This window comes from Mesorhizobium sp. 113-3-9 (assembly GCF_016756515.1).
Classification (GTDB): Bacteria; Pseudomonadota; Alphaproteobacteria; order Rhizobiales; family Rhizobiaceae; genus Mesorhizobium.
On sequence record NZ_AP023246.1, the window covers coordinates 791,866 to 812,614 of the forward strand.

At 64.0% G+C, this 20,749-nt stretch carries 17 protein-coding genes; 6 read left to right on the forward strand and 11 right to left on the reverse strand.

The window, feature by feature from the left end; all coding sequences use genetic code 11:
• Positions 1-20: 20 nt before the first annotated feature.
• The 5 genes from MesoLj_RS03735 to rtcR form a co-directional block, all read right to left on the reverse strand.
• On the reverse strand, positions 21-941 hold the full coding sequence (locus MesoLj_RS03735) for an ABC transporter permease (RefSeq protein ID WP_202325114.1): 921 nt from the start codon (positions 939-941) through the stop codon (positions 21-23).
• A gap of 13 nt (positions 942-954) precedes the next feature.
• Positions 955-1,863, reverse strand: a complete 909-nt coding sequence (locus tag MesoLj_RS03740) for an ABC transporter permease (protein ID WP_446720294.1) — start codon at positions 1,861-1,863, stop codon at positions 955-957.
• Positions 1,841-2,455 (reverse strand): ANTAR domain-containing response regulator, encoded by a 615-nt coding sequence (locus MesoLj_RS03745; protein ID WP_202325115.1) that lies wholly within the window; start codon positions 2,453-2,455, stop codon positions 1,841-1,843. The genes MesoLj_RS03740 and MesoLj_RS03745 overlap by 23 nt, the downstream gene beginning before the upstream one ends.
• On the reverse strand, positions 2,452-3,546 hold the full coding sequence (locus MesoLj_RS03750; RefSeq protein WP_202325116.1) for a transporter substrate-binding protein: 1,095 nt from the start codon (positions 3,544-3,546) through the stop codon (positions 2,452-2,454). The genes MesoLj_RS03745 and MesoLj_RS03750 overlap by 4 nt, the downstream gene beginning before the upstream one ends.
• Before the next feature lie 168 nt (positions 3,547-3,714).
• A complete protein-coding gene (rtcR, locus tag MesoLj_RS03755) occupies positions 3,715-5,313 on the reverse strand; it encodes an RNA repair transcriptional activator RtcR (protein WP_202325117.1) in 1,599 nt (532 codons plus the stop codon).
• Positions 5,314-5,520: 207 nt separating this feature from the next.
• On the opposite strand from rtcR, the gene MesoLj_RS03760 reads away from it, so the two are divergent.
• Together MesoLj_RS03760 and MesoLj_RS03765 are read left to right on the forward strand one after the other, a co-directional pair.
• On the forward strand, positions 5,521-7,080 hold the full coding sequence (locus MesoLj_RS03760) for a vWA domain-containing protein (protein ID WP_202325118.1): 1,560 nt from the start codon (positions 5,521-5,523) through the stop codon (positions 7,078-7,080).
• A gap of 1,103 nt (positions 7,081-8,183) precedes the next feature.
• Positions 8,184-9,587 (forward strand): RtcB family protein, encoded by a 1,404-nt coding sequence (locus MesoLj_RS03765; protein ID WP_202325119.1) that lies wholly within the window; start codon positions 8,184-8,186, stop codon positions 9,585-9,587.
• 97 nt (positions 9,588-9,684) lie between these two features.
• On the opposite strand, the gene hpaR is transcribed toward MesoLj_RS03765, so the two are convergent.
• Positions 9,685-10,080, reverse strand: a complete 396-nt coding sequence (gene hpaR / locus MesoLj_RS03770) for a homoprotocatechuate degradation operon regulator HpaR (protein WP_244735508.1) — start codon at positions 10,078-10,080, stop codon at positions 9,685-9,687.
• Between the two features lie 200 nt (positions 10,081-10,280).
• A complete protein-coding gene (locus MesoLj_RS03775; RefSeq protein ID WP_140770834.1) occupies positions 10,281-10,556 on the reverse strand; it encodes a hypothetical protein in 276 nt (91 codons plus the stop codon).
• On the opposite strand from MesoLj_RS03775, the gene MesoLj_RS03780 reads away from it, so the two are divergent.
• The 3 genes from MesoLj_RS03780 (at position 10,555) to MesoLj_RS03790 (ending at position 13,233) form a co-directional block, all read left to right on the forward strand.
• The gene (locus MesoLj_RS03780) at positions 10,555-11,409 is read left to right on the forward strand and encodes a MetQ/NlpA family lipoprotein (protein WP_202325120.1); all 855 of its coding nucleotides are present in this window, start codon (positions 10,555-10,557) and stop codon (positions 11,407-11,409) included. The genes MesoLj_RS03775 and MesoLj_RS03780 overlap by 2 nt on opposite strands.
• Positions 11,410-11,498: 89 nt before the next feature.
• Positions 11,499-12,596, forward strand: coding sequence for a methionine ABC transporter ATP-binding protein (locus tag MesoLj_RS03785; protein WP_202325121.1), 1,098 nt, complete (start codon positions 11,499-11,501; stop codon positions 12,594-12,596).
• Positions 12,577-13,233, forward strand: coding sequence for a methionine ABC transporter permease (locus MesoLj_RS03790; protein WP_202325122.1), 657 nt, complete (start codon positions 12,577-12,579; stop codon positions 13,231-13,233). The genes MesoLj_RS03785 and MesoLj_RS03790 overlap by 20 nt, the downstream gene beginning before the upstream one ends.
• 268 nt (positions 13,234-13,501) lie before the next feature.
• Here MesoLj_RS03790 and MesoLj_RS03795 read toward each other — a convergent pair whose 3' ends face one another.
• From MesoLj_RS03795 to MesoLj_RS03810, 4 genes are all read right to left on the reverse strand, one after another.
• The gene (locus MesoLj_RS03795; protein ID WP_244735286.1) at positions 13,502-14,617 is read right to left on the reverse strand and encodes an aminomethyltransferase family protein; all 1,116 of its coding nucleotides are present in this window, start codon (positions 14,615-14,617) and stop codon (positions 13,502-13,504) included.
• A 69-nt stretch (positions 14,618-14,686) separates the two neighbouring features.
• Positions 14,687-15,463 (reverse strand): ABC transporter substrate-binding protein, encoded by a 777-nt coding sequence (locus MesoLj_RS03800; RefSeq protein ID WP_202325124.1) that lies wholly within the window; start codon positions 15,461-15,463, stop codon positions 14,687-14,689.
• A 123-nt stretch (positions 15,464-15,586) separates the two neighbouring features.
• On the reverse strand, positions 15,587-17,329 hold the full coding sequence (locus MesoLj_RS03805) for a hydantoinase B/oxoprolinase family protein (protein ID WP_202327163.1): 1,743 nt from the start codon (positions 17,327-17,329) through the stop codon (positions 15,587-15,589).
• Positions 17,330-17,345: 16 nt separating this feature from the next.
• Positions 17,346-19,430 carry a hydantoinase/oxoprolinase family protein gene (locus MesoLj_RS03810; RefSeq protein WP_202325125.1) on the reverse strand — a complete coding sequence of 695 codons (2,085 nt, stop codon included), beginning with the start codon at positions 19,428-19,430 and terminating at the stop codon, positions 17,346-17,348.
• A gap of 220 nt (positions 19,431-19,650) precedes the next feature.
• On the opposite strand from MesoLj_RS03810, the gene MesoLj_RS03815 reads away from it, so the two are divergent.
• Positions 19,651-20,478: a ferredoxin--NADP reductase gene (locus MesoLj_RS03815; RefSeq protein WP_056573788.1), complete on the forward strand. Its 828-nt coding sequence runs from the start codon at positions 19,651-19,653 to the stop codon at positions 20,476-20,478.
• The last annotated feature ends 271 nt before the right edge of the window (positions 20,479-20,749 follow it).

The following is a 20,749-nucleotide window of genomic DNA, read 5'->3' on the forward strand; positions in this document are numbered from 1 at the left end:
TTTCGGTCATGTCCTGATTGTCATCTGAGCTTGATGCGGGGGTCGATGAAGGGCGCGACGATGTCGGCCAGGAGATTGCCGAGCACGATGGCAAAGGCCGAGACCAGCGTGACGCCCATGATGATCGGGATGTCGACGCGCTGGATGGCCTGCCACGCCAGCTGGCCGATGCCGGGCCAGCCGAACACGCTTTCGACGACAACGATGCCGCCCATGAAGATGCCGATGTCGATGCCGATCATGGCGATGATCGGCAGGATGGCGTTGGGCAGTGCGTGGCGGAAGAGGATGGCACCACGCGCCAGGCCTTTCGCACGCGCGGTGCGGACGTAATCCTGGCGCAACACGTCGATCATCGACGAGCGCATCATGCGCGCGTACCAGCCGGCGCCGAGGATGCCCATGGTGAGCGACGGCAGCACCAGATGGCGCCAGGTGCCGTAGCCGCCGATCGGAAACCAGCTCAGCCGCACGGCAAAGACATAGAGCAGCAAGAGACCGACGACGAATTGCGGCGCCGAGACTCCGACGAAGGACGCGACCATCAAGGTCTGGTCGGTGGCGGTGCCGCGCTTGACGGCGGCGATCAGGCCCATGGAGAGGCCGATCAGCAATTCGCACAGGATGGCGCCGACCATCAAAAGCAGGCTCGCCGGCAACCGCGAGACGATCAGCTCGGTAACCTCGGAGCGCTGGATGTAGGAGCGGCCGAGATCGCCGCTGACGAGCCTGGTCAGATAGTGCCAGTACTGGACGACGAAAGGCTGGTCGAGGCCAAGCTGCTGGCGGATGTTCTCGACCGTCTGTGGCGTGGCGCTGCGCCCGGCGATCTGGCGCACCGGATCAGCGGGCAACAGGTAGAGCAGCGCGAAGGTGATCAGCGAGACGCCGAGCAGGATGAGCAGCGACTGGATCAGCCGGCGGCCGAGATAGGCGATCATGACCGGCCCCCCATCATTCCCGGCCCCTCTGCGTCGGATCGAGGATGTCGCGCAGCGCGTCGCCGATCAGGTTGAAGGCCAGCGCCAGCGCCAGGATCGCCGCGCCGGGGAAGAACACCAGCCAGGGCGCTGCCTGGAAATAGGTCTGGTTCTCGAAGATGATGTTGCCCCACGAGGCCGTCGGCGGCTGCACGCCGATGCCGAGGAAGGAGAGCGTCGCCTCCAGCAGCACCGTCGTCGAAATGCCGAGCGTGCCCCAGACTATGATGGTCGGCAGGAGGTGCGGCAGGATGTGGCGGAACAGGATACGCGGCGCGCCGGCGCCGATGGTGCGCTCGGCGTCGATGAACTCGCGCTCTGCGAGCGAGGAAGTTTCGGTGTAGATGACGCGCGCGGTCTGCACCCAGTTGACCAGCGCGATGACCATGGCGACGATCCACAGGCTGGGCTCGAACACCGCCGCCAGGCAGATGGCCAGCAGCAGCGCCGGAAACGCCATCATCAGATCGGTGAAACGCATCAGCGCGCTGCCGATCCAGCCGCGGAAATAACCTGCCGTGACGCCGACCAGCGTGCCGATCAGAAGTGCCACGCCATTGGCGACGATGCCGATGATCAGCGAGGTGCGGGCGCCGTAGAGGATGCGGGTCAGCAGGTCACGGCCGAGCAGGTCGGTGCCGAGCCAGAATTTGGCATCCGGCGGCAAGGGCGAGCCCTCGATGGTCAGGCCGTCGAACATCTGTTCGTTGGGATCATAGCCGGTCAGCCAAGGGGCCAGCACGGCGCCGGCGACCACGATGGCGACGATGACCAGGCCGAGCAGCGCCAGACGGCGCTTGACCAGCCGGCGCCAGACGCCCGCGCGCGGCCTGGCCGGCATGCGCGCCGGCGCGATGAGATCAGGCGCGATGGGACTGGTCATCGCCGCCTTCCTCGCCTGTTTCCTCGCTCATCATCGCCACGATCCGGCGTGCGGCATCCTCAACGCTGATCTGCCAGCTCATCGCCAGCGAGCGCAGTTGCGCATAGGCGCGCTCGTCATCCGTGCCTTTCGACAGTGCCGCCACCGCACGCACGATCGTCTGGCGCTCTGCGACGCGCTGGCGCAGCGAGGAAATTTCGCCGGCTAAATTCTTGCGCGCCTCGAAACTCTGCCGCGCGATCAGCAGCGCGCTGTAGACGCCGGCAGTGCCGACCGGCTTCAAAAGCTGGGCATCGGCGTTGTGCGACAATGCCCATTCGATACGGCCCGGCGCCTCCGAACCGATCAGCGCCACCAGCGGCATCGGCGCCTCGCCCGGCTTCCAGGGGAATTGCTCGTCGAAACCGAGATCGGCGTCGAAGAAGACGAAATCGGCGGCGAGCGCCTCGGGCGGCAGTTCCGGCCAGCAGTCGAGCGTGACGAGGCCGATGGCCGACAATTGTCTTGTGATGGCCTGCACCGTCGGATGCGGGCGATGCAGGATGAAGGCCCTGGCGCCGCCGAGATTGGGGATGCGCGGGATTCTGGTCACGACACCACCCTCAGGCGCGGACGGCCGAACGTCTTGGCGGGGTCGTAGCGCGACAGATAGGGATCCGGCGCGACTTCGTGCTGCTGGCTGACGACCTCGAAATATCCGTCGGCGATCCGGCCGATGATGACAGGCAGCGTCGCGTGCTGGGTGTGGGCGTCGATGGCGATCGGCCCCAGCCGGGTGGAGAAGCGCGTTGCGGCGAAGGCTTTCGAGAACCCCGCCGGGCCGGCGTCGGGATCGCGCGACAGCACCTCGGCCATCACCTGCACGGAGGCATAGGCGGAGGCCTCGAAGGACGAGGCGAAAGCCGCCGGCCGTGGTGCGAAATAGGGCCCGACCGATAGATGTCCCTTGCCCGTTTCGCCGATCGCCGGCAGCTCGCCCTCGGTGAGGTTGCAGGAGATGACCGGGCAGGTTTGCGGGCTGAAGGCAGGATCCTCATCGCCTAGGTCACGATAGGCGGCCAGGAAGGCATAGGATGAGGTGCCGATCAGATTGTTGAGGATGAAGTTCGGCCGCGTCGCGCGGATTTCCCCGATCAGGCGCGACACGTCGGTCTCGCCGATGCGCAGATAGCGTTCTCCCAGCACCTTGCCGCCGGCGTCCGCGATCAGGTCGCGCGCGACACGGTTCATCTCCCAGCCCCAGATATAGTTCGAGCCGAGCAGGAAGCCGTTGGCGCCGAAGCGCGGCACGACATGGGCCATCAGCGGCACCAGGTGCTGGTTGGGACAGGCGTGCATGTAGACGACATGCTCGTTGGCCTCGAAGCCTTCGTAGGGGCAGGCGTACCAGAGCATGCCGCCGGCCTTCTCCAGCACCGGGATCGTCTCCTTGCGGCTCCAGGATGTGACGCAGCCGACGACATGGCGTGCGCTGCTGGTCTTGAAGATGTCCTCGCAAAGCGTCGCGTAGCGGTCGGCATTGCTTTGCGGATCGCGCTCGACGGGCACCAGCTCGATGCCTGAGCCGCGATCGGCATTGATGTCGGCGATGGCGCGCATGGCGCCCATGCGGCACGCATCGGAGACGAGCTGATAGCTCCCCGAGCGGGAATAGAGGATGCCGATCTCGATGCGCCGTTTCAAACAGGACCCCAGAAATGACAATGCCCCGCAGCCAGCGCCGCAAGGGCGAGGCATACGAGGCATTCTTGCCGCCCGGCGATCAGAGCCGGTATTTCGTTCTAGGGTATTCGGTCCGGCGGGTCAGTCAAGCGGGAAAGTGTGCCGGTCGGGGATCGTACGCGATGTCGGTCATTTCCGGGCGATGTCCTCGAAGCTGAGGTCGAAGCGCCTGAGGTATTTGCGCAGCCGGTCGGCGTCGTTGCCGCTGGTCTTCTGCAGCCGCGAGACGGCAAACAGCTTGCGGCCGGCGGCGCTGATCGAATTGCTGTCACGGCAAACCGCGAGCACGGTTGCCAGCTGCGCCCGGTCGAAGAGGTCGATCCGGCCTTGCCGCTCGGGGCCCAGAACCTCTCCCAGAATGGCTTCCCGGTCGTCGGCTTCACCGGCGCGCCAAAGCGTGGCCAAACGTTCGATCTCGTCGCGCACCGTCTCCTCGTTGATGCGGCCGAGCGGCGCCAGCGTCGCCATGCGGGTGACGGAGGCCGAGAGATCGCGGAAATTCGCCCGCCACATCGCCTCCGGCGCCACGGCGAATTTCAGATAGAGGTCGCGCGCTTCCTTATTGAAGGTTACGTTCTGTCCCTCGCGCTCACTAAAGCGGCGCAGTTCGAAATCTAGGTTTGGCTCGATGTCTTCCTTGCGGTCGCGCAGCGCCGGCAGCTGGAAGGTCCACAGGTTCAGCCGCGCGAAAAGATCCTCGCGGAACTTGCCTTCCTTGACGCCGATCGACAGATCGCGATTGGTGCCGGCGAGAAGCTGGAAATCCGACATCACGTCCTGGTCGGCGCCGACCGGCAGGAAGCGCTTTTCCTCGATGGCGCGCAGGCACATGGCCTGTTCGTCGGGGCCAAGCTCGCCGATCTCGTCGAGGAACAGCACGCCCTTGTTGGCTGATTTCATCAGCCCGGCGCGCTCGTTCTGGGCGCCGGTGAAGGCGCCCTTGACGTGGCCGAACAGGGTCGACATCGCCTGGTCGCCGCGCAGCGTCGCGCAATTGACCTCGATGAAGGCACCGGAAACCTGCCGCTGCGCCTTCTTGAGTTCGTAAATACGCCTGGCCAGTTGCGACTTGCCGGCGCCCGTCGGCCCGGTGAGCAAAACCGGCGCACGCGAGCGGATTGTCACTTTCTCGATCTGGTCGATCATCTGGTTGAAAGCGGGATTGCGGGTGGCGATGCCCGACTTCAGGAAGGACGTTGCCTCGTCGCGCTCGGCTGCAAAGCGCGTGGCGATCGCGTCGTAACGCGACAGGTCGAGATCGATGATCGAATGGCTGCCGGAAACATCGTCATTGCTGTCGCGTTTGCGCGGCGAAAGCTGCAACAACCGCGCCGGAATGAAATGGGCCTCAGTGAGCAGGAACCAGCATATCTGCGCGACATGGGTGCCGGTGGTGATGTTGACAAGATAGTCTTCCTTCTCGGGATCGAACGTGTAGGCACGAGCGAAGTCCCGCAACCCGGTGTAGACCTCGCTGAAATCCCACGGGTCGCGCATGCTGATGAGATGAGGCCTGACCTCGGTGGCCGGCGAAACCTGTTCGATGTCGGCAGTGACCTGATTTGCCAGCCGTTGCGAGTGGACATCGTGGATCAATTCCAGCCGATCGATGAACAGCCCCGGTTGCTGGCACAGCGCAACCGTCGGCCGCCATTTTTTCCAGCGGTCATCCCGACCGCTCGCATCCAGCGTCGTGCCAAGGATGCCTATCGCAACACGTCTTCTCATTTTATTCCATAGTATAAAGTCGGAGATAATTGGATTATAATACAGGCAATCCCTTAGACTGCGCCAGAGGCTATGTGGTCTCGGATCGATTTTTCTTTCATAGCAAAATCAGTTGGTTAATTGACATCTGGCGGACTAGGACTCGCTCATCCTTCAAACTGGCACGCCGCCTGCAGTGATGCTGGTGTGAAATGAAGGATGAGAACAATGGCGAACAAATCCGTGTTTGCGACGAGTGCAGGAAAGCTGCTCCCGCCGGCTGACGCCAGAAACCATGAGGGTGCCCGGGCTTACCGCCTGTCGCCGCATCAGGCTCTGGCGCAGCTGGCGGCGACGGGCACGTTCAACGCGACCTTCTATGCCGAGCCGCGCGAGCAGCTGGACGAGGTGCTGAAGCTCGCCTGGCAGGTCGAGCCGGGGTTCCTGGCGCGCACCGCCGTCCATGCTTTCGAGCAGGGCTACATGAAGGATATGCCGGCATTGCTGCTGGCCGTCCTTTCCGCGATGCAGGGTGACGAGTTCAACCGGGCATTCGGGCGTATCGTCAGGAACGGCAAGATGCTGCGCAACTTCGTGCAGGTCATGCGTTCGGGCGCCACCGGGCGCAAGTCGCTCGGCACGCGGCCGAAGCGGCTTGTCCAGGCGTGGCTCGAGCAGGCGGCCGACTTCGAGATCATGCGGGCCGCGGTCGGCAATGATCCGTCGCTGGCCGATGTCGTCAAGATGGTTCACCCGAAGCCGAAATCGGCCTCGCGTGAGGCGCTTTATGGCTATCTGATCGGCAAGCCGCATGACGTGGCCATGCTGCCGGACGTGGTGAAGGCGTTCGAAGCGTTCAAGCGCGATCCGTCGCTGCCTGTGCCGGACGTGCCGTTCCAGATGCTGACCTCGATGCCGCTGTCGCGCGAGCATTGGGTGCAGATCGCGGCGACGGCCGGATGGCAGATGCTGCGCCAGAACCTGAACACCTTCGCCCGCAACGGCGTGTTCGAAGTGGACGGGTTCGGCGAGACGCTGGCGGCGCGTCTTCGTGATCCCGAGGAGATCCGGCGCGCCCGAGTGTTCCCGTATCAGCTGATGGTGGCGTTCACCATGGCCGGTACTGACGTGCCTAGCGTGGTCGGGGACGCGCTGCAGGATGCGATGGAAATCGCGCTCGGCAACGTGCCCCGGATCAAGGGCAAGGTGGTCGTGTGTCCGGACGTTTCGGGCTCGATGAGCTCGCCGGCGACCGGCTACCGCAAGGGCGCGACGTCGGCCGTGCGTTGCATCGACGTGGCTGCCCTGGTGGCCGCCGCCATGCTGCGACGCAACCCGACGGCGAGGGTCCTGCCGTTCGAGAACGATGTGGTTGATATCAGCCTCAACGCTCGCGATACGGTGATGACCAACGCCGCCAAACTTGCCGCCATCGGTGGCGGCGGAACCAACTGTTCGGCTCCGCTGGCACGGCTGGTGCGTGAGAAGGCTGATGTCGACCTGGTGGTATTCGTGTCGGACAACCAGTCCTGGGTGGACGCCTCGGCGCATGCGCATCAGGGGACGGCGACGATGCAGGAATGGCAGAAGCTCAAGGGGTTGAACCCTGGAGCCAAGCTGGTCTGCATCGACATCCAGCCCTATGCGACGACGCAGGCCAAGCCGCAGGCCGACATCTTGAATGTCGGTGGCTTCTCCGACCGCGTCTTCGACGTGGTGGGCACGATGCTGTCCTCGGGCGGCGACCCGGACCATTGGGTGCGCACGATCGAGGCGGTTGAGATCTAGACAATGGTCCCGGCGGTGCGTCTGCCGGGACCGACTGAACACGTATCAGGGCATGACGAATGCCGATGGAACTACAGGCTATTCACCTCCAGGTCGCGGGTTCGAATCCCGTCGGGTCCGCCACTATGGACCCGTAGCTCAGCGGATAGAGCGGGACGTTTCGTCAAACCTTGTCGTCATGCCCGACGACTTTTTTACGCGACTTCGGTCGCAACTGGACAGAAAGGAACCGAGCACAAGGCGTGACGAATGCCTGTGGAACTACATCCTAACTTTCGGGTCGCGGGTTCGATTCCCGCCGGAGCTGCCAATCGGCTCCGTAGCTCAGTCGGTAAAGCAGAAAGGCAGTTTCACAACAGACTTGTCGTTACACCTTGCAAGAAACAGCCGCGGCGAATGCCCGATGGAACTACAGCAACACGAAACGGGATGCTCCGTGAGGTTCGACTCCTCACCTTGCAGGCGCTCTCTGGCACGAGCGGGACTCCCGAGGTTTCATCATCTTTTTGTCGCCGCGGCGACGCGAATACATGGCGAATGCAGGCAGGACTACAGGTAGCGCGCCCGCCGAAAGGCGGGAGGTCGGGTGTTCAAATCACTCTCCCGCTCTGCGGAGCGGGGTGGCGCAGTCACCGTCTTGCCAACTCTTGTCGCCAGCCGATTGAACAGGGCGAATGCCTGCGGGAATATTTTGGTATCTGGCGGTTCGAATCCGCCCGTCGATCATCGATCGATCGGTTTCCCGCATCGACTTGTCGCCGACCTAGAGAAGAAAGATGAATGGCGAATGCAGGCAGGACTACAGGGATAGAGCGTCCACGGCGAAAGTCGTGGAAGGTCGGATGTTCAAACCATCCCTTCCATCCCAGGATGGATGTAGCTCAGTCATTGTCTTGCCGACTCTTGTCGCCAGCCAATTGAACAGGACGAATGCCTGCGAGACTACAGGTAGACGCAGCTCGCTTCAGACAAGCGGGTGCCGAAAGGCGTGAGGGTTCGTGTCCCTCCTTCGCAGCTTCGCGAAGTGGCGGAAAAGATGTCTCGTATTCCCTTGTCGTCCGTCCGCAATACGCAGTGCTTGATATGGACCGAAAGTGAAAGACATGACCGAGATTTTGAGTGGACAGGATTTGATCAACGCCGGCATGCCGCAGGGCAAGTGGTTCGGCAAGGCGCTGGCCGCCGCCAATGCGGTGCTGGAAAGCGGCGGATCGCAGGGCGATGCGCTGGAGGCCGCGCGCGCTTTCGCGCCGCCGCCGGCGCTGCCGTTGCAGTCGGCTGCCGCCATGCCGCTGCATCTGAACATCGAGGCCGAAACGCCTGACGAGGCTGCAAATGTCGAGGCGGTGACGCGCTCGATGGCCGAGTTGATGCGCACGCCGGTGATCCGCGCCGGCGCCATCATGCCGGATGCCTGCCCGGCCGGTCCGTCGGGCACGATTCCCGTTGGCGGCGTCGCGGTGTCGGAGGCGATCCACCCCGGCATGCATTCGGCCGACATCTGCTGCTCGATGGCGATCTCGGTATTTCCCGGTGTGGCGCCAGCCGCCTTGCTCGATGCCGTTCATGGGGTCACCCATTTCGGACCGGGCGGGCGTCCGCGTGGCCAGCAGATCCGGCCGGCCAAGGAGGTCTTCGAGCGTTTCGAGGCCAACCCCTTGCTGCGCGACCTGACCAGTGCGGCGATCGAGCATTTCGGCACGCAGGGTGACGGCAACCATTTCGCCTATGTCGGCACGCTGAAGTCGAGCGGCGAGACGGCGCTGGTCACCCATCACGGCTCCCGCTCGCCGGGCGCGCGGCTCTACAGCAAGGGCATGAGGATCGCCGAAGGTGTCCGCAAGATGCTGTCGCCGGAAACCTTGCCGCAGAACGCCTGGATTCCCGCCGACACGCGGGAAGGCGATGAGTATTGGGAGGCCCTGCAGACGATCCGCGCATGGACCAAGGGCAACCATGTGCTCGTCCACGATCTAGCGGCCGAAAAGCTGTCGGCGAAGGTGTCGGACCGATTCTGGAACGAGCACAACTTCGTCTTCCGCCGTTCGGATGGGCTGTTCTACCACGGTAAGGGCGCCACGCCGGCCTTCGACAACTGGGCCGACGACGCGACCGACCTGACGCTGATCCCGCTCAACATGGCGGAACCGGTGTTGATCGTGCGCGGCAAGAACGCCGCGCATGGGCTTGGCTTCTCGCCGCACGGCGCCGGGCGCAACTTTTCGCGCACCCAGCACCGGCGCATGCAGGCGGGACGCAGCGATGAGGATATCTTCGCGGAGGAGACGAAGGGCATCGATGCCCGTTTCTTCTCCGGTGTGACGGATATTTCGGAACTGCCGAGCGCCTACAAGAACGCGGCCTCGATGCGCCGCCAGATCGAGTATTTCGGCCTGGCGGAGATCGTCGACGAAGTGTTGCCCTATGGCTGCATCATGGCCGGCGATTGGGAAGCCAACGCGCCCTGGCGCAAGAAGCGGGAAGCGCGCCAACAGCAGGGCCGCTAGCAGGAAAATGGATGCGGGCTGAAAGGCCCGCATCCGCCGTCCTCCATCGTGTTTCGATGAAACAGATCGCCGACTTCCGCTATTTCCTTAAACGGCCTCAGCTCTCGGCTTCGATCAGCGTATCCAGCAGATCAAGCAGCTGCTGCAGACGCTCGTGACCAAAGCGGTGCTCGATGTCGTCGTAGATGACGCGGCGCTCGGGCGACAGAGCGCGGATCAGGGCGGAACCGGCAGGCGCGATGGTCAGCACCACGCGGCGGCCATCGCCTTCAGCCTTGTTGCGGGTAATGAATTTTCGGCCCTCGAGCGCCTTGATGATACGGGTCAGGCTGGGCGGCAGCACCGAGGCGCGATCGGCAAGCTCGGTCGCCTCGACCGGGCCAGCCTCGCTCAGCACGCGCAGCACACGCCATTGCTGTTCGGTCACGTCATGCGCCGCAAGCATTGGACGAAACCGCGCCATCACCGCTTCGCGGGCGTGCAGAAGCGCCATCGGCAAGGAACGACGGGAGTTTTCCGGCAGCAAGTGACGTTTTCTCCAATGCTGACTGCGACCAGCGGCAGGCTTTGCCAGCAGGCTGTTCTCAAAGCCCGTCACCGTCATCCCGTATCGTCGCCTTAGGCAGGATGCAAGGTTTGACTTCGGCGACTTCACTTGTACTTAATGCGTTAATTACAGCAAGTGAAGCTCCCCTACATGCGCCGACGCTTTTCGAGATTGTGCGTGCCGTCGATGCGGGCGTCGTCCACATCAACACCTATGCCCACAGGATCGCAGCGCGGTACCGCCGCGGTCGGTTCGGTGGTGTCCTGTGCTCCCTTCCCTGGAATTTTTGAGAGAATATTCCCGGCTTCGCCGAGAACAGCGAAACACGTTCTTTGATAAAACCGATAGAATTTCTGAGGATGTGACCAAGCTTGGGTAATCCGCCTTGGCACCATGACTTCACAACCGCAGAGATCAATCATGCCCGATGTCAACAACACTTTGCCATCTTCCCTTTGGTCAATCATCAACCGGCGCGGTGGCCTGGCTCTGCTGTTCGCATCGGCCGTCGCGGTCGGCAGCCTGATGGCGCCGCATGCGGCCTTCGCCGAAGACAAGAAATCGATCAAGGTCGGCATCATCAGCGGCGAGGATGAGGATGTCTGGCGCGTCGTGGTCGCCCAGGCGGCCGAAAAGGGCCTGACCGTCGAGACCGTGGTGTTCAACGACTACACCCAGCCCAACGAAGCGCTGGAGCGCGGCGAAATCGACGCCAACGCCTTCCAGCACCAGCCCTATCTCGACAACCAGATCAAGACGCAAGGCTATCATATCGTGCGTGTCGGCTACACCGGCGTCTGGCCGATCGGCCTCTATTCGAAGAAGTATACGAAAGTCGCCGACCTGCCCGAGGGCGCGGTCATCGGCGTACCGAACGACCCGTCCAACGAAGGCCGGGCACTGCGCGTTCTGCAGAACGAGGGCGTGATCAAGCTGAAGGACGGCACCGGCATCCTGGCCACCACCGCCGACATCGCGGAGAACCCCAGGAAGGTCGAGATCAAGGAGCTTGACGCCGGCATCGTCGGCCGCTCGGTCGAGGATCTCGATGCCGCCGTGGTCAACACCGACTGGGCGCTGAAAAGCGGCCTGACGCCGGAAAACCGCATCGCCCAGGAGCCGATATCCGACAATCCGTACCGCAACTTCATCGCGGTCAAGGTCGGCAATGAGAACGAAGCCTGGGTGAAGACACTGGTGGCTTCCTACCAGAACGACGCGGTCAAGGCCGAATTCGACAAGGTCTACAAGGGCACCGGCCTCAGCGCCTATTGATCGCCGGACGTCCAGTTCGAGAGCAAAAGCGGTCCGCGCTTGAGCGCGGGCCGCAATTGCGTTTTGCGATGGCGAGAACAGGGAACCGCATGAACCAGCATATCACGGCGTCCGGGGAGATCGCCGATCCGACCCACGCCCGACCCGACGCGCCACAGGACGTGGTGCGCCTTGTCGATTTGAAGCGCCGCTTTGGCGCCACCGCGGCGCTCGACGGTATCTCGCTGACGGTGCGCAAGGGCGAGATCCTCGGCATTATCGGCCGCAGCGGCGCCGGCAAATCGACGCTGATCCGCTGCCTGAACGGGCTGGAGCGGCCGGACTCCGGCGAGGTGTTCATCGAGGGCCGCGAAATCAGCCGGCTCGGCGAACGCGACCTGCAGCCGCTGCGGCGGCGTATCGGCATGATCTTCCAGCATTTCAACCTGCTGTCGGCCAAGACCGTGGAGGACAATGTGGCGCTGCCGCTGAAGATCGAGGGCCGGCCGAAGGCCGAGCGTCTGGCACGGGCGGCGGAGCTGCTCGAGCTCGTCGGCCTGTCGGACAAGGCCAAGGCCTATCCAGCATCGCTGTCGGGCGGCCAGAAGCAGCGCGTCGGCATTGCCCGGGCGCTGGCCGCGCGGCCGGCGCTGTTGTTGTCGGATGAAGCGACCTCGGCCCTCGACCCGGAGACGACGCGCTCCATTCTCGCGCTGCTGAAAGATATCAACCGGAAACTTGGCCTGACCATCCTGTTGATCACCCACGAGATGGAGGTGATCCGCTCCATCGCCGACCGCGTGGCGGTGATCGATGCCGGGCGCATCGTCGAGGACGGGCCGGTGTGGTCGGTGTTCGCCGAGCCGCGGTCCAACGTCACACGCAGCCTCCTTGGCGCCATTCGGCCGCAACTGCCGGCCGAGTTGTCGGCGCGCCTGCTGCCGGCGGCCGGCGCGGAGACGATCCTGCGTGTCGATGTGGCTGGCGAGGTCGCGCGTGGACCATTGCTGTCCGACCTTGCCACTTCTGTTCCGGGCTCCTTCCGCCTCGTCCATGGCGGCATCGACCATATCCAGCAGCAGCCCGTCGGCACGCTGTTCCTCTCTGTTCCCGGCAGCGACGCAAGCCACCTCGCTGAAATCATCACATTCCTGAAATCCCGCCAGGCGCGGGTGGAGGTGCTTGGGCATGTCGCCGATCCTGTTTGAGCTTCTGCTGCGATCGATCTGGGAAACGGTGCTGATGACGGCCGCCTCCGGCCTTATCTCGCTGGTCTTCGGCCTGCCGCTCGGGCTGGCGCTGATCGCCACCGAACGCGGCGGCATCGCCGAAAGCCTGTGGGTCAATCGCGTGCTCGGCGCCGTCATCAACGGCTTCCGCTCGGTGCCATTCATCATCCTCCTGGTGGCGCTGATCCCGCTGACGCGGCTGATCGTCGGCACTTCGATCGGCACCTGGGCGGCCATCGTGCCGCTGTCGATCGCCGCCACACCCTATTATGCGCGCATCGCCGAAGTGTCGCTGCGCGAGGTCGATCACGGCCTGATCGAGGCGGCGCGCGCCATGGGCGGCAACCGCTGGACGATCATCCGCGAGGTGCTGGTGCCCGAGGCGCTCCCCGGCATCGTCGCCGGCTTCACGGTGACGCTGGTGACGCTGATCGGCGCCTCGGCCATGGCCGGCGCCATCGGCGCCGGGGGCCTCGGCGACCTCGCCATCCGCTACGGCTATCAGCGCTTCGAGACGTCGGTGATGATCGCCGTGGTCATCGTGCTGATCATCCTGGTGTGCGGCATCCAGTGGGCGGGGGATCGTCTGGTGGCGCGGCTGGATCGACGGGGGTGATGATTCGGCAAAACACTTGGGAGCCTTCCCCAACTTCGTCATCCACGGGCGGAGCAGCCGCGAAGCGGCGTCGCGGAGACCCGAGGATCCATGCCGCGACCTGTGCCGAGGGTGCAACGGAGCAGAATTCCGCACCGTAGTGACGCGTGGTAGTCCCGGCATGGATCCTAGGGTCTACGCCGCGTCGCTTCGCTCCTTGCTTCGCCCCAGGATGACGAAGCATCGGCGTTTCGCCTAATCGCCGAGGCAACAGCCGAGGCGACCGAGGCTAGCCCCGCAACCTCGTCCCCTCAGGGTCGAAGAACGGGATCGGCGCCACTACCGCGCGAGTCCGCACACCATCGATATCGACGCTGAGTTCGGTGCCGATGGCCGTGAAGGGTAGCCGCAGATGCGCCGTCGCCAGTACCTTGCCAAGGGAATAGCCGTGGTCGCTGTAGGTGACGATGCCGGCATCCTCGCCTTCGGCCAGTACACGCGCATCTGTCGCGGCCGGTCTGTCGCCGTCCAGGATCAGGCCGGTCCAGCGTTCGTCGAGGCCCTTGTCGCGGATTTTGAGCAGCGCCTCGCGGCCGATGAAATCGCCCTTGTCGAACTTGATCCAGCGGTCGAGGCCGACATGGAACGGTGTGCGGCTCTCATCCATGTCGATGCCATGCGCCGGATAGGCCTTTTCCAGGCCAAGCGTGAACATCGCCAGCACGCCATAGGGTTGCAGGCCGAAGTCGGCTCCTGTCCGCATCAGCACGTCCCAGACAGAGACCGCCTCGTCGGCCGGGACAAACAATTCGAAGCCGAGTTCACCGGTCACGCCGGTGCGCGAGATCAGCACCTTTGTCTCGCCGACGCGCCCCGAGGTGAACGCCCAGCGCTTCAGGCCGTCCAGATCGGCATCGGAGACCAGCGCCTTCAACAATTCGCGCGAGCGTGGACCCTGGATGGTCGGGAAGGCGATCGCGGCGGTGATGTCGGTGACATAGGCCTTGCGCCCCTGGGCATGGTGCTGCAGCCAGGGCAGCATCTTCAGGCGGTTGACCGAGCCGGTGACCAGCATGAAATGCTCCGGTCCCAGCCTGAACACGGTGAGGTCGTCCATGATGCCGCCATCCTCGCGGCAGACCGTGGAGTAACGGACCTGGCCCGGTTTCATCGCCGCGGCGTCGTTGACGATGACATGGTTGACCAGCGCCTCGGCGTCCGGCCCCTTGATATCCATCTTGCCCATGGTGCTGAGGTCTTGCACGCCGACATTCTTGCGGGTGTTCAAATGCTCGTCGGCGATGCCGGAATAATATTTGGCCGAGATGAAATCACCGCCGACCCGGCCCATGGTCGCGCCCAGCCCGACGATGCTGCTGTAGAAAGGGGAACGCCGCTCAGCCAAGGATATCTCCATCGTTCATAAAAAATCGGCAGCGCCGGGTGGCGCCGCCGAGGTCGATTGGTGCCGGGATTAACTCCCGTAGACGTCGAACGAAAAGTACTTGTCGTTGATTTCCTTGTACTTTCCGTTGGCGCGCAGCGCGTCGATGGCGGCATTGAACTTGTCGGCCAGTTCCTTGTTGCCCTTCTGCAGCGCGATGCCGACGCCGGGTCCGTGAATGGCCGGATCGGCCGTCAGCGTGCCGAGCAGCTTGCAGCAGGCGCCGTCCGGTTTCTTCAGCCATTCGGTCAGGATGATCGAGCCGTCCATCATCGCATCAAGCCGGCCATTGGCCATGTCGGTGCGGGCATCGTCGCCGGTCGGGTAGGCCTTGACGGTCGAGCCCGAATATTTCTGCTCGGCGAATTTCTGGTGGATGGTCGCGGTCTGAACGCCGAGCGCCTTGCCTTTCAGATCGTCCGGCGAGGTGCCCGCAATGGTGGAATCCTTCGGCACGGCGATGGCCGGCGGCGTCTGGTAGTATTTGTGGGTGAACTCGACCTTCTCGGCCCGTTCCGGCGTGATGGTGATGTTGATGATGGCATCGAACTTGCCGGCTTGCAGCGCGGGAATAGAGCCGTCGAAATCCTGCACGGTGAATTCGCACTCGACCTTCATTTCGGCGCACAGCGCCTTGCCGAGATCGATGTCGAAGCCGCCCAGCGTGCCGTCGGCGCTGGCGTAGTTGAAGGGCGGATAGGCGCCCTCGGTGCCGATCCTGAGCTTCTTGTCCTGGGCGGAAGCAGCACCAGCAGCAAGGGTAAGGGCGACGGAAGCGGCAAGCACGAAACGACCGAAAAGACGCATGTTCCAGATCTCCGTTGACTGCAGAAGTCTACGGGCTTTCGTGCAACCGGCGGTGACGGAAACGACATGTGCTGCGGCGATCACGGCGCTGTGACCGCTCTGCGCCATGGCGTATGGCGGTGTTTAGCCGGCGCGCTGCCTGTCCGTGGCCTTGCGGTCAATTGTCAGACCGTCCGCCGACAGGACCACGCCGAATTTTTGGGCAGCTTCCTCAGAGGTGTAGTACCCCAGCGCCACGTCGCGCTGCACCTGCTCGGCGTCACGCTCGCGCGGATCACCATAACCGCCACCGCCCGGGGTGCCGACGCGCACGCGGTCGCCGGCCTTGAGCGGGATGTCCTGCTCCTTGGAGAGATGCGGCGGCACATGTTCCTCGCCATTGCGGAAGACGGTCACCGTGTTGACCGCGCCATCCCCGCCGCCGAGCGCGCCTTGCGGGCCGAAGCGGCCGTGATCCATGACGAAGGAGGCGCGCGCGTCACCACGAAGGATCTCGACCTCGTAGGCGAGGCCGAAACCGCCGCGATGCCTGCCGGCGCCGCCCGAGCCTTCGCGCAAGGCATAGTGGCGATAGAGCAAGGGAAAAGCCTGCTCCATGATCTCGACCGGCGGCGATTTGGAAATGCCGATGGTCGAGCAGCCATTGGTCAGGCCGTCATGGCTCGCATTGCCGCCATAGCCGCCGCCGGAGATCTGGTACATGACGTAATCGCGGCCACGCACGGGATCGTTGCCGCCAAGCGCGAAATTGCCGCTGGAGCCGGCGGGCGCCGCCGTCACCTTGTCCGGCAGCGCCTGCACCATGGCCGCGAACACCGCCTCGGCGATCCGCTGCGAGACTTCCGCCGCACAGCCAGAGACCGGGCGCGGGTATCTCGCGTCGAGGAAGGTGCCTTCCGGCCGCTTGACGATCAAGGGTTCGAAGGCCCCGGCGCTGATCGGCACATCCGGGAAGATGTGACGCATGGCGAGATAGACCGAGGACAGTGTCGTCGCCAGCACGCTGTTCATCGGCCCGGCGCAGGGCTTTGACGAACCGGCGAAATCGAAGGTCAGCGTATCGCGCTGCTTTTCGACGGCGAGCGCGATGGTCAGCGGTTCGTTGACCACCCCGTCGGAATCGACAAAGGCTTGGGAATGATAGGTGCCATCCGGAATGGCCGCTATGTTGGCGCGCATCTGCTCGGCGGCGCGGCGGCGCAGTTCGGCAATCGCCTCGACAACCGTTTCGTCCCCGTAACGATCTAGGATTCCATTGAGCCGGTCCTGGCCGATCAGCAGCGCCGCGGCCTGCGCCCTGATATCGCCGATGCGCTGGTCGGCGACGCGGATGTTGGAGCAGATGATGGCGTAGATCTCGGGATCGAGCACGCCCTTCTTGAACAGTTTGACCGGCGGCAGCCGCAGGCCTTCCTGCTCGACCGCGGTGGCGGAGGCGGAAAACCCGCCCGGCACCGAGCCGCCAATATCGGGCCAATGGCCGGTGTTGGACAGCCAGCAGAAGATTTTCCCGCCCCGGTAGACCGGCATGGCGAAGCGCACATCCATCAGGTGCGTGCCGCCGAGATAGGGGTCGTTGACGATGTAGATGTCGCCTGGCTCCGGCGCCAGGCAGCGGCCATCGGCGATCATCTCGATCACCGTTTTGGTCGAATATTGCATGACGCCGACGAACACCGGCAGGCCCTGGCTGCCCTGTGCGATCAGCGAACCGTCGACCGCCGAATAGATGCCGTCGGAGCGGTCATTGGCCTCGGCGATGACCGGCGAGAAGGCGGCGCGGGAAAAAGTCAGGTCCATCTCGTCGCAGACCTGCTGCAAGGCGGCCTGGAGAACCGAAAGCGTGATGGCGTCGAGCTTTGCCATATCAATGTCAGGCATCTCAGGCCTCGCCAATGTCGATGATGATGTTGCCATCGGCATCCGAGCGCGCTCGGTCGCCGGGCTCAAGCACGGTCGTGGCATCCATCTGTTCGAGGATCGCCGGTCCTTCGATGGTGGCATCGAGCGGCAGTTTTTCCCTGATATAGACCGGCGTGTCGTGCCAGCGCCCGGCATACCAGACCGGGCGGATCTCTCGCCGTGCCTCGTCCAGTGTTTTCGCGCGCCCGGCCGGATCGATCAGCCGCGACAGGTCGATCGCCGGCCGCACGCCTGTCACCGAGGTGTTGAGGTTGACAAGGTTGGCACGGATCTCCGGCAACTCGACCTTGAAGCGGGCGAAATAGGCTTTGTCGAATAGGGCCTGCAGTTCGTTGCGGCTGACTGTCGAGGACGGCAGCGGCACGTTGATGATGTGGGTCTGGCCGACGAACTGCATGTCGGCGGAGTGGGTGACGCGGATCGTCTCCGGCTTGACCGCTTCCTTGCCGATCAGCTCCTCGCCTTCGTTTCGGTGCCGTTCCAATACAGCGTAAAGTTGGGTTTCATCAAGCACGGCCACGGGCTGGTTGACGGTGTTGACGAAGTCGTGGCGCAGGTCCGCGACGACGCAGCCGAGCGCGTTGGTGATGCCGGGGCGCGCCGGCACCAGCACCTTGGGCAGGCCGAGTTCGCGCGCCAGCGCCGTGGCGTGCAGCGGACCGGCGCCGCCGAAAGCGAACAGCGCGAAATCGCGCGGGTCATGGCCGCGCGACACCGAGACCATGCGGATGGCGCCGGCCATCTTCATGTTGCCGAGCCTGAGCACCGCGCCCGCCGCCTCGACGCCGGACAGGCCCGTCGCCTTGCCGATCCTGTCTTCGAAGATGCCGGTGACGCGCTCCACGGTGACCGGGTTTTCGACGGCCAGCAGCTTCTTCGGCGCCAGCCGGCCAAGCACGAGATTGGCGTCGGTGATGGTCGGCTCCAGGCCCCCGCGCCCGTAACAGATCGGGCCGGGATTGGCGCCGGCACTTTCCGGGCCGATCTGGATCAGGCCAGCGGCATCGACGCGCGCGATCGAACCGCCGCCGGCTCCCACCGTGTGCACCGCCACCATCGGCACGTGGATCGGCATGGCATATTCGATCTCGATCTCGTTCGAGACCGCCGGCTCGGCGTTGCGGATCAGCGCCACGTCGGTCGAGGTGCCGCCCATGTCGTAGGTGACAAGGTTTTCGAAGCCGGCGCGCTTGCCCGTATAGGCAGCGGCAATCACCCCGGAGGCCGGACCTGACATGACGGTCTTGGCCGATTCACGTGTGACGAAGCGGGCCGAGATCATGCCGCCATTGCCGTTCATGATCAGGAAGTCTCTGATATAGCCCCTCGCGGCCAATTCCTTGCGCAGCCGCTCGACATAGCGCTCGAGGATCGGCTGCACCGAGGCGTTCACGGAGGCGGTGACGCCGCGCTCGAATTCGCGTGCTTCCGACAGCAGCGCATGGCCCGTGGTGATGTAGCCGTTCGGCCAGAGCTCGGCGGCGATCTCGGCGGCGCGCCGCTCGTGCGAAGGGTTGGCGTAGGCGTGCAGGAAATGGATGACAAGGGATTCGCAGCCGGCCGCGATCAGCGTCTTCACCGCTTCACGCATCCCGGCCTCGTCGAGCGGCGTGCGCACCATACCCGAAGCCTCGACGCGCTCCGACACTTCGAGCCTGAGATTGCGCGGGATGACGGGAACGAAGGTGCCGGTCATGCCATAGGGTTGCGGCCGTGTGCGCCGGCCAAGCTCGATCACGTCGCGAAAACCGCGCGTGGTGATCATGCCGGTCCTGGCCAGCCGGCGTTCGAGCACCGCATTGGTGGTGGTGGTGGTGCCATGCACGATGAGGTCGATGCCGCCGATCGGAAATCCGGTGGCGCCGAGTGCCGAAACCACGCCGAACGCCTGGTTGTCGACCGTGGTCGGGGTCTTGGCGATGTGCACCTTGCCGCCGTGCTTGCCGTCGATCAGAAGCAGGTCGGTGAAGGTTCCGCCGACATCGATGCCGGCCACGACGCTGCCCAGGGAATCCGGCGGCTGCACCGAAAAATTCTCTTTCATTGTCGAAACCCGAAATGCTGGGACTACGGATACGGCACAGTTTGGAAAGGTGTTTCGCGACGGTATCTTGACGCAAATATCGTTTGTATACTAATAAATTCCGGACACAAGAGCTTACCGCCTTGGAGTGTGCGAGCAGCACGCCGGAACCTGAACGGTTCGGGCGCGCAGGAAAAGGTTTGGCGCCCGCGTCCCCGGTTGGGCCAGAAAGTTGGATTTGATGAACACCACATCCGCCTTCAACACCGCCGGCGCCCGCCCGCTTCAGTTTCCGATTCCGGCCAATGTCTATGCCGAAACCGTCGTCTCGGTGAAACACTACACCGACCGGCTGTTCTCGTTCCGCATCACCCGTCCGCAGTCGCTGCGCTTCCGTTCCGGCGAGTTCGTCATGATCGGCCTGCCCAATGCCGAGAAGCCGGTGTTCCGCGCCTATTCGGTGGCAAGCCCGGCCTGGGACGAAGAGCTGGAGTTCTTCTCGATTAAGGTGCCGGACGGCCCGCTGACCTCGGAACTGCAGAAGATCCAGGTCGGCGATACCGTCATCATGCGCCAGAAGTCGACCGGCACGCTGGTGGTCGATGCGCTGACGCCCGCCAAGCGGCTGTTCATGATCTCGACCGGCACCGGCATCGCGCCCTTCGCCAGCCTGCTGCGCGATCCCGACACCTACGAGAAATTCGATCAGCTGATCCTGACCCACACCTGCCGCGACAATGCCGAACTCACCTACGGCCAGGAGTTGGTCGCGGCGCTGGAAAGCGATCCGCTGATCGGCGAACTGACCGCCGGGCGCGTGACGCTCTACAATTCGACGACCCGCGAGGAGTCGGCCTGCATGGGCCGCATCACCGCGCTGATCGGCTCCGGCAAATTCTACGCCGACCTCGGCATCGAGAAGCTCAATCCCGAGACCGACCGCATCATGATCTGCGGCTCGATGCATATGCTGAAGGACGTCAAGGAACTTGCCGAAAGCCTCGGCTTCCAGGAAGGTTCGCTCAGCCATCCTGCGACTTTCGTCGTCGAGCGCGCCTTCGTCGGCTGAGGCCTGCTGCCCCCTTTAGGACGTGCTGCCTTCCAGGCTAATGCCTGATGTGGGATAGCCTGCTGCAACAGGTCGGACCGCTCGATCCCGACCGAAAGCACTGCCAGAGCGCGCCTGTCGGCGCATACCGTCATATCTGATTTCAGGCCAGGCACGGTCGTGCCCGGAACGGCAATGTCGACCGCCTGCCGCGTCGCCCGGGCCGGCATGGCCGTGGGCGATTGAGACGCTCCTCGAGCCCTGGCTCGGACGAACCATGGAAGTCACTTTA

What these genes read in the sequence shown, in the direction of transcription:
- MesoLj_RS03800 (WP_202325124.1), bottom strand. Translation starts at nt 15,463, where the DNA reads ATGCGTCTTTTCGGTCGTTTCGTGCTTGCCGCTTCCGTCGCCCTTACC.
- MesoLj_RS03810 (WP_202325125.1), bottom strand. Translation starts at nt 19,430, where the DNA reads ATGAAAGAGAATTTTTCGGTGCAGCCGCCGGATTCCCTGGGCAGCGTC.
- MesoLj_RS03805 (WP_202327163.1), bottom strand. Translation starts at nt 17,329, where the DNA reads ATGGCAAAGCTCGACGCCATCACGCTTTCGGTTCTCCAGGCCGCCTTG.
- MesoLj_RS03785 (WP_202325121.1), top strand. Translation starts at nt 11,499, where the DNA reads ATGAACCAGCATATCACGGCGTCCGGGGAGATCGCCGATCCGACCCAC.
- MesoLj_RS03775 (WP_140770834.1), bottom strand. Translation starts at nt 10,556, where the DNA reads ATGATTGATCTCTGCGGTTGTGAAGTCATGGTGCCAAGGCGGATTACC.
- MesoLj_RS03780 (WP_202325120.1), top strand. Translation starts at nt 10,555, where the DNA reads ATGCCCGATGTCAACAACACTTTGCCATCTTCCCTTTGGTCAATCATC.
- MesoLj_RS03765 (WP_202325119.1), top strand. Translation starts at nt 8,184, where the DNA reads ATGACCGAGATTTTGAGTGGACAGGATTTGATCAACGCCGGCATGCCG.
- MesoLj_RS03815 (WP_056573788.1), top strand. Translation starts at nt 19,651, where the DNA reads ATGAACACCACATCCGCCTTCAACACCGCCGGCGCCCGCCCGCTTCAG.
- MesoLj_RS03760 (WP_202325118.1), top strand. Translation starts at nt 5,521, where the DNA reads ATGGCGAACAAATCCGTGTTTGCGACGAGTGCAGGAAAGCTGCTCCCG.
- MesoLj_RS03735 (WP_202325114.1), bottom strand. Translation starts at nt 941, where the DNA reads ATGATCGCCTATCTCGGCCGCCGGCTGATCCAGTCGCTGCTCATCCTG.
- MesoLj_RS03740 (WP_446720294.1), bottom strand. Translation starts at nt 1,863, where the DNA reads ATGACCAGTCCCATCGCGCCTGATCTCATCGCGCCGGCGCGCATGCCG.
- hpaR (WP_244735508.1), bottom strand. Translation starts at nt 10,080, where the DNA reads ATGGCGCTTCTGCACGCCCGCGAAGCGGTGATGGCGCGGTTTCGTCCA.
- rtcR (WP_202325117.1), bottom strand. Translation starts at nt 5,313, where the DNA reads ATGAGAAGACGTGTTGCGATAGGCATCCTTGGCACGACGCTGGATGCG.
- MesoLj_RS03790 (WP_202325122.1), top strand. Translation starts at nt 12,577, where the DNA reads ATGTCGCCGATCCTGTTTGAGCTTCTGCTGCGATCGATCTGGGAAACG.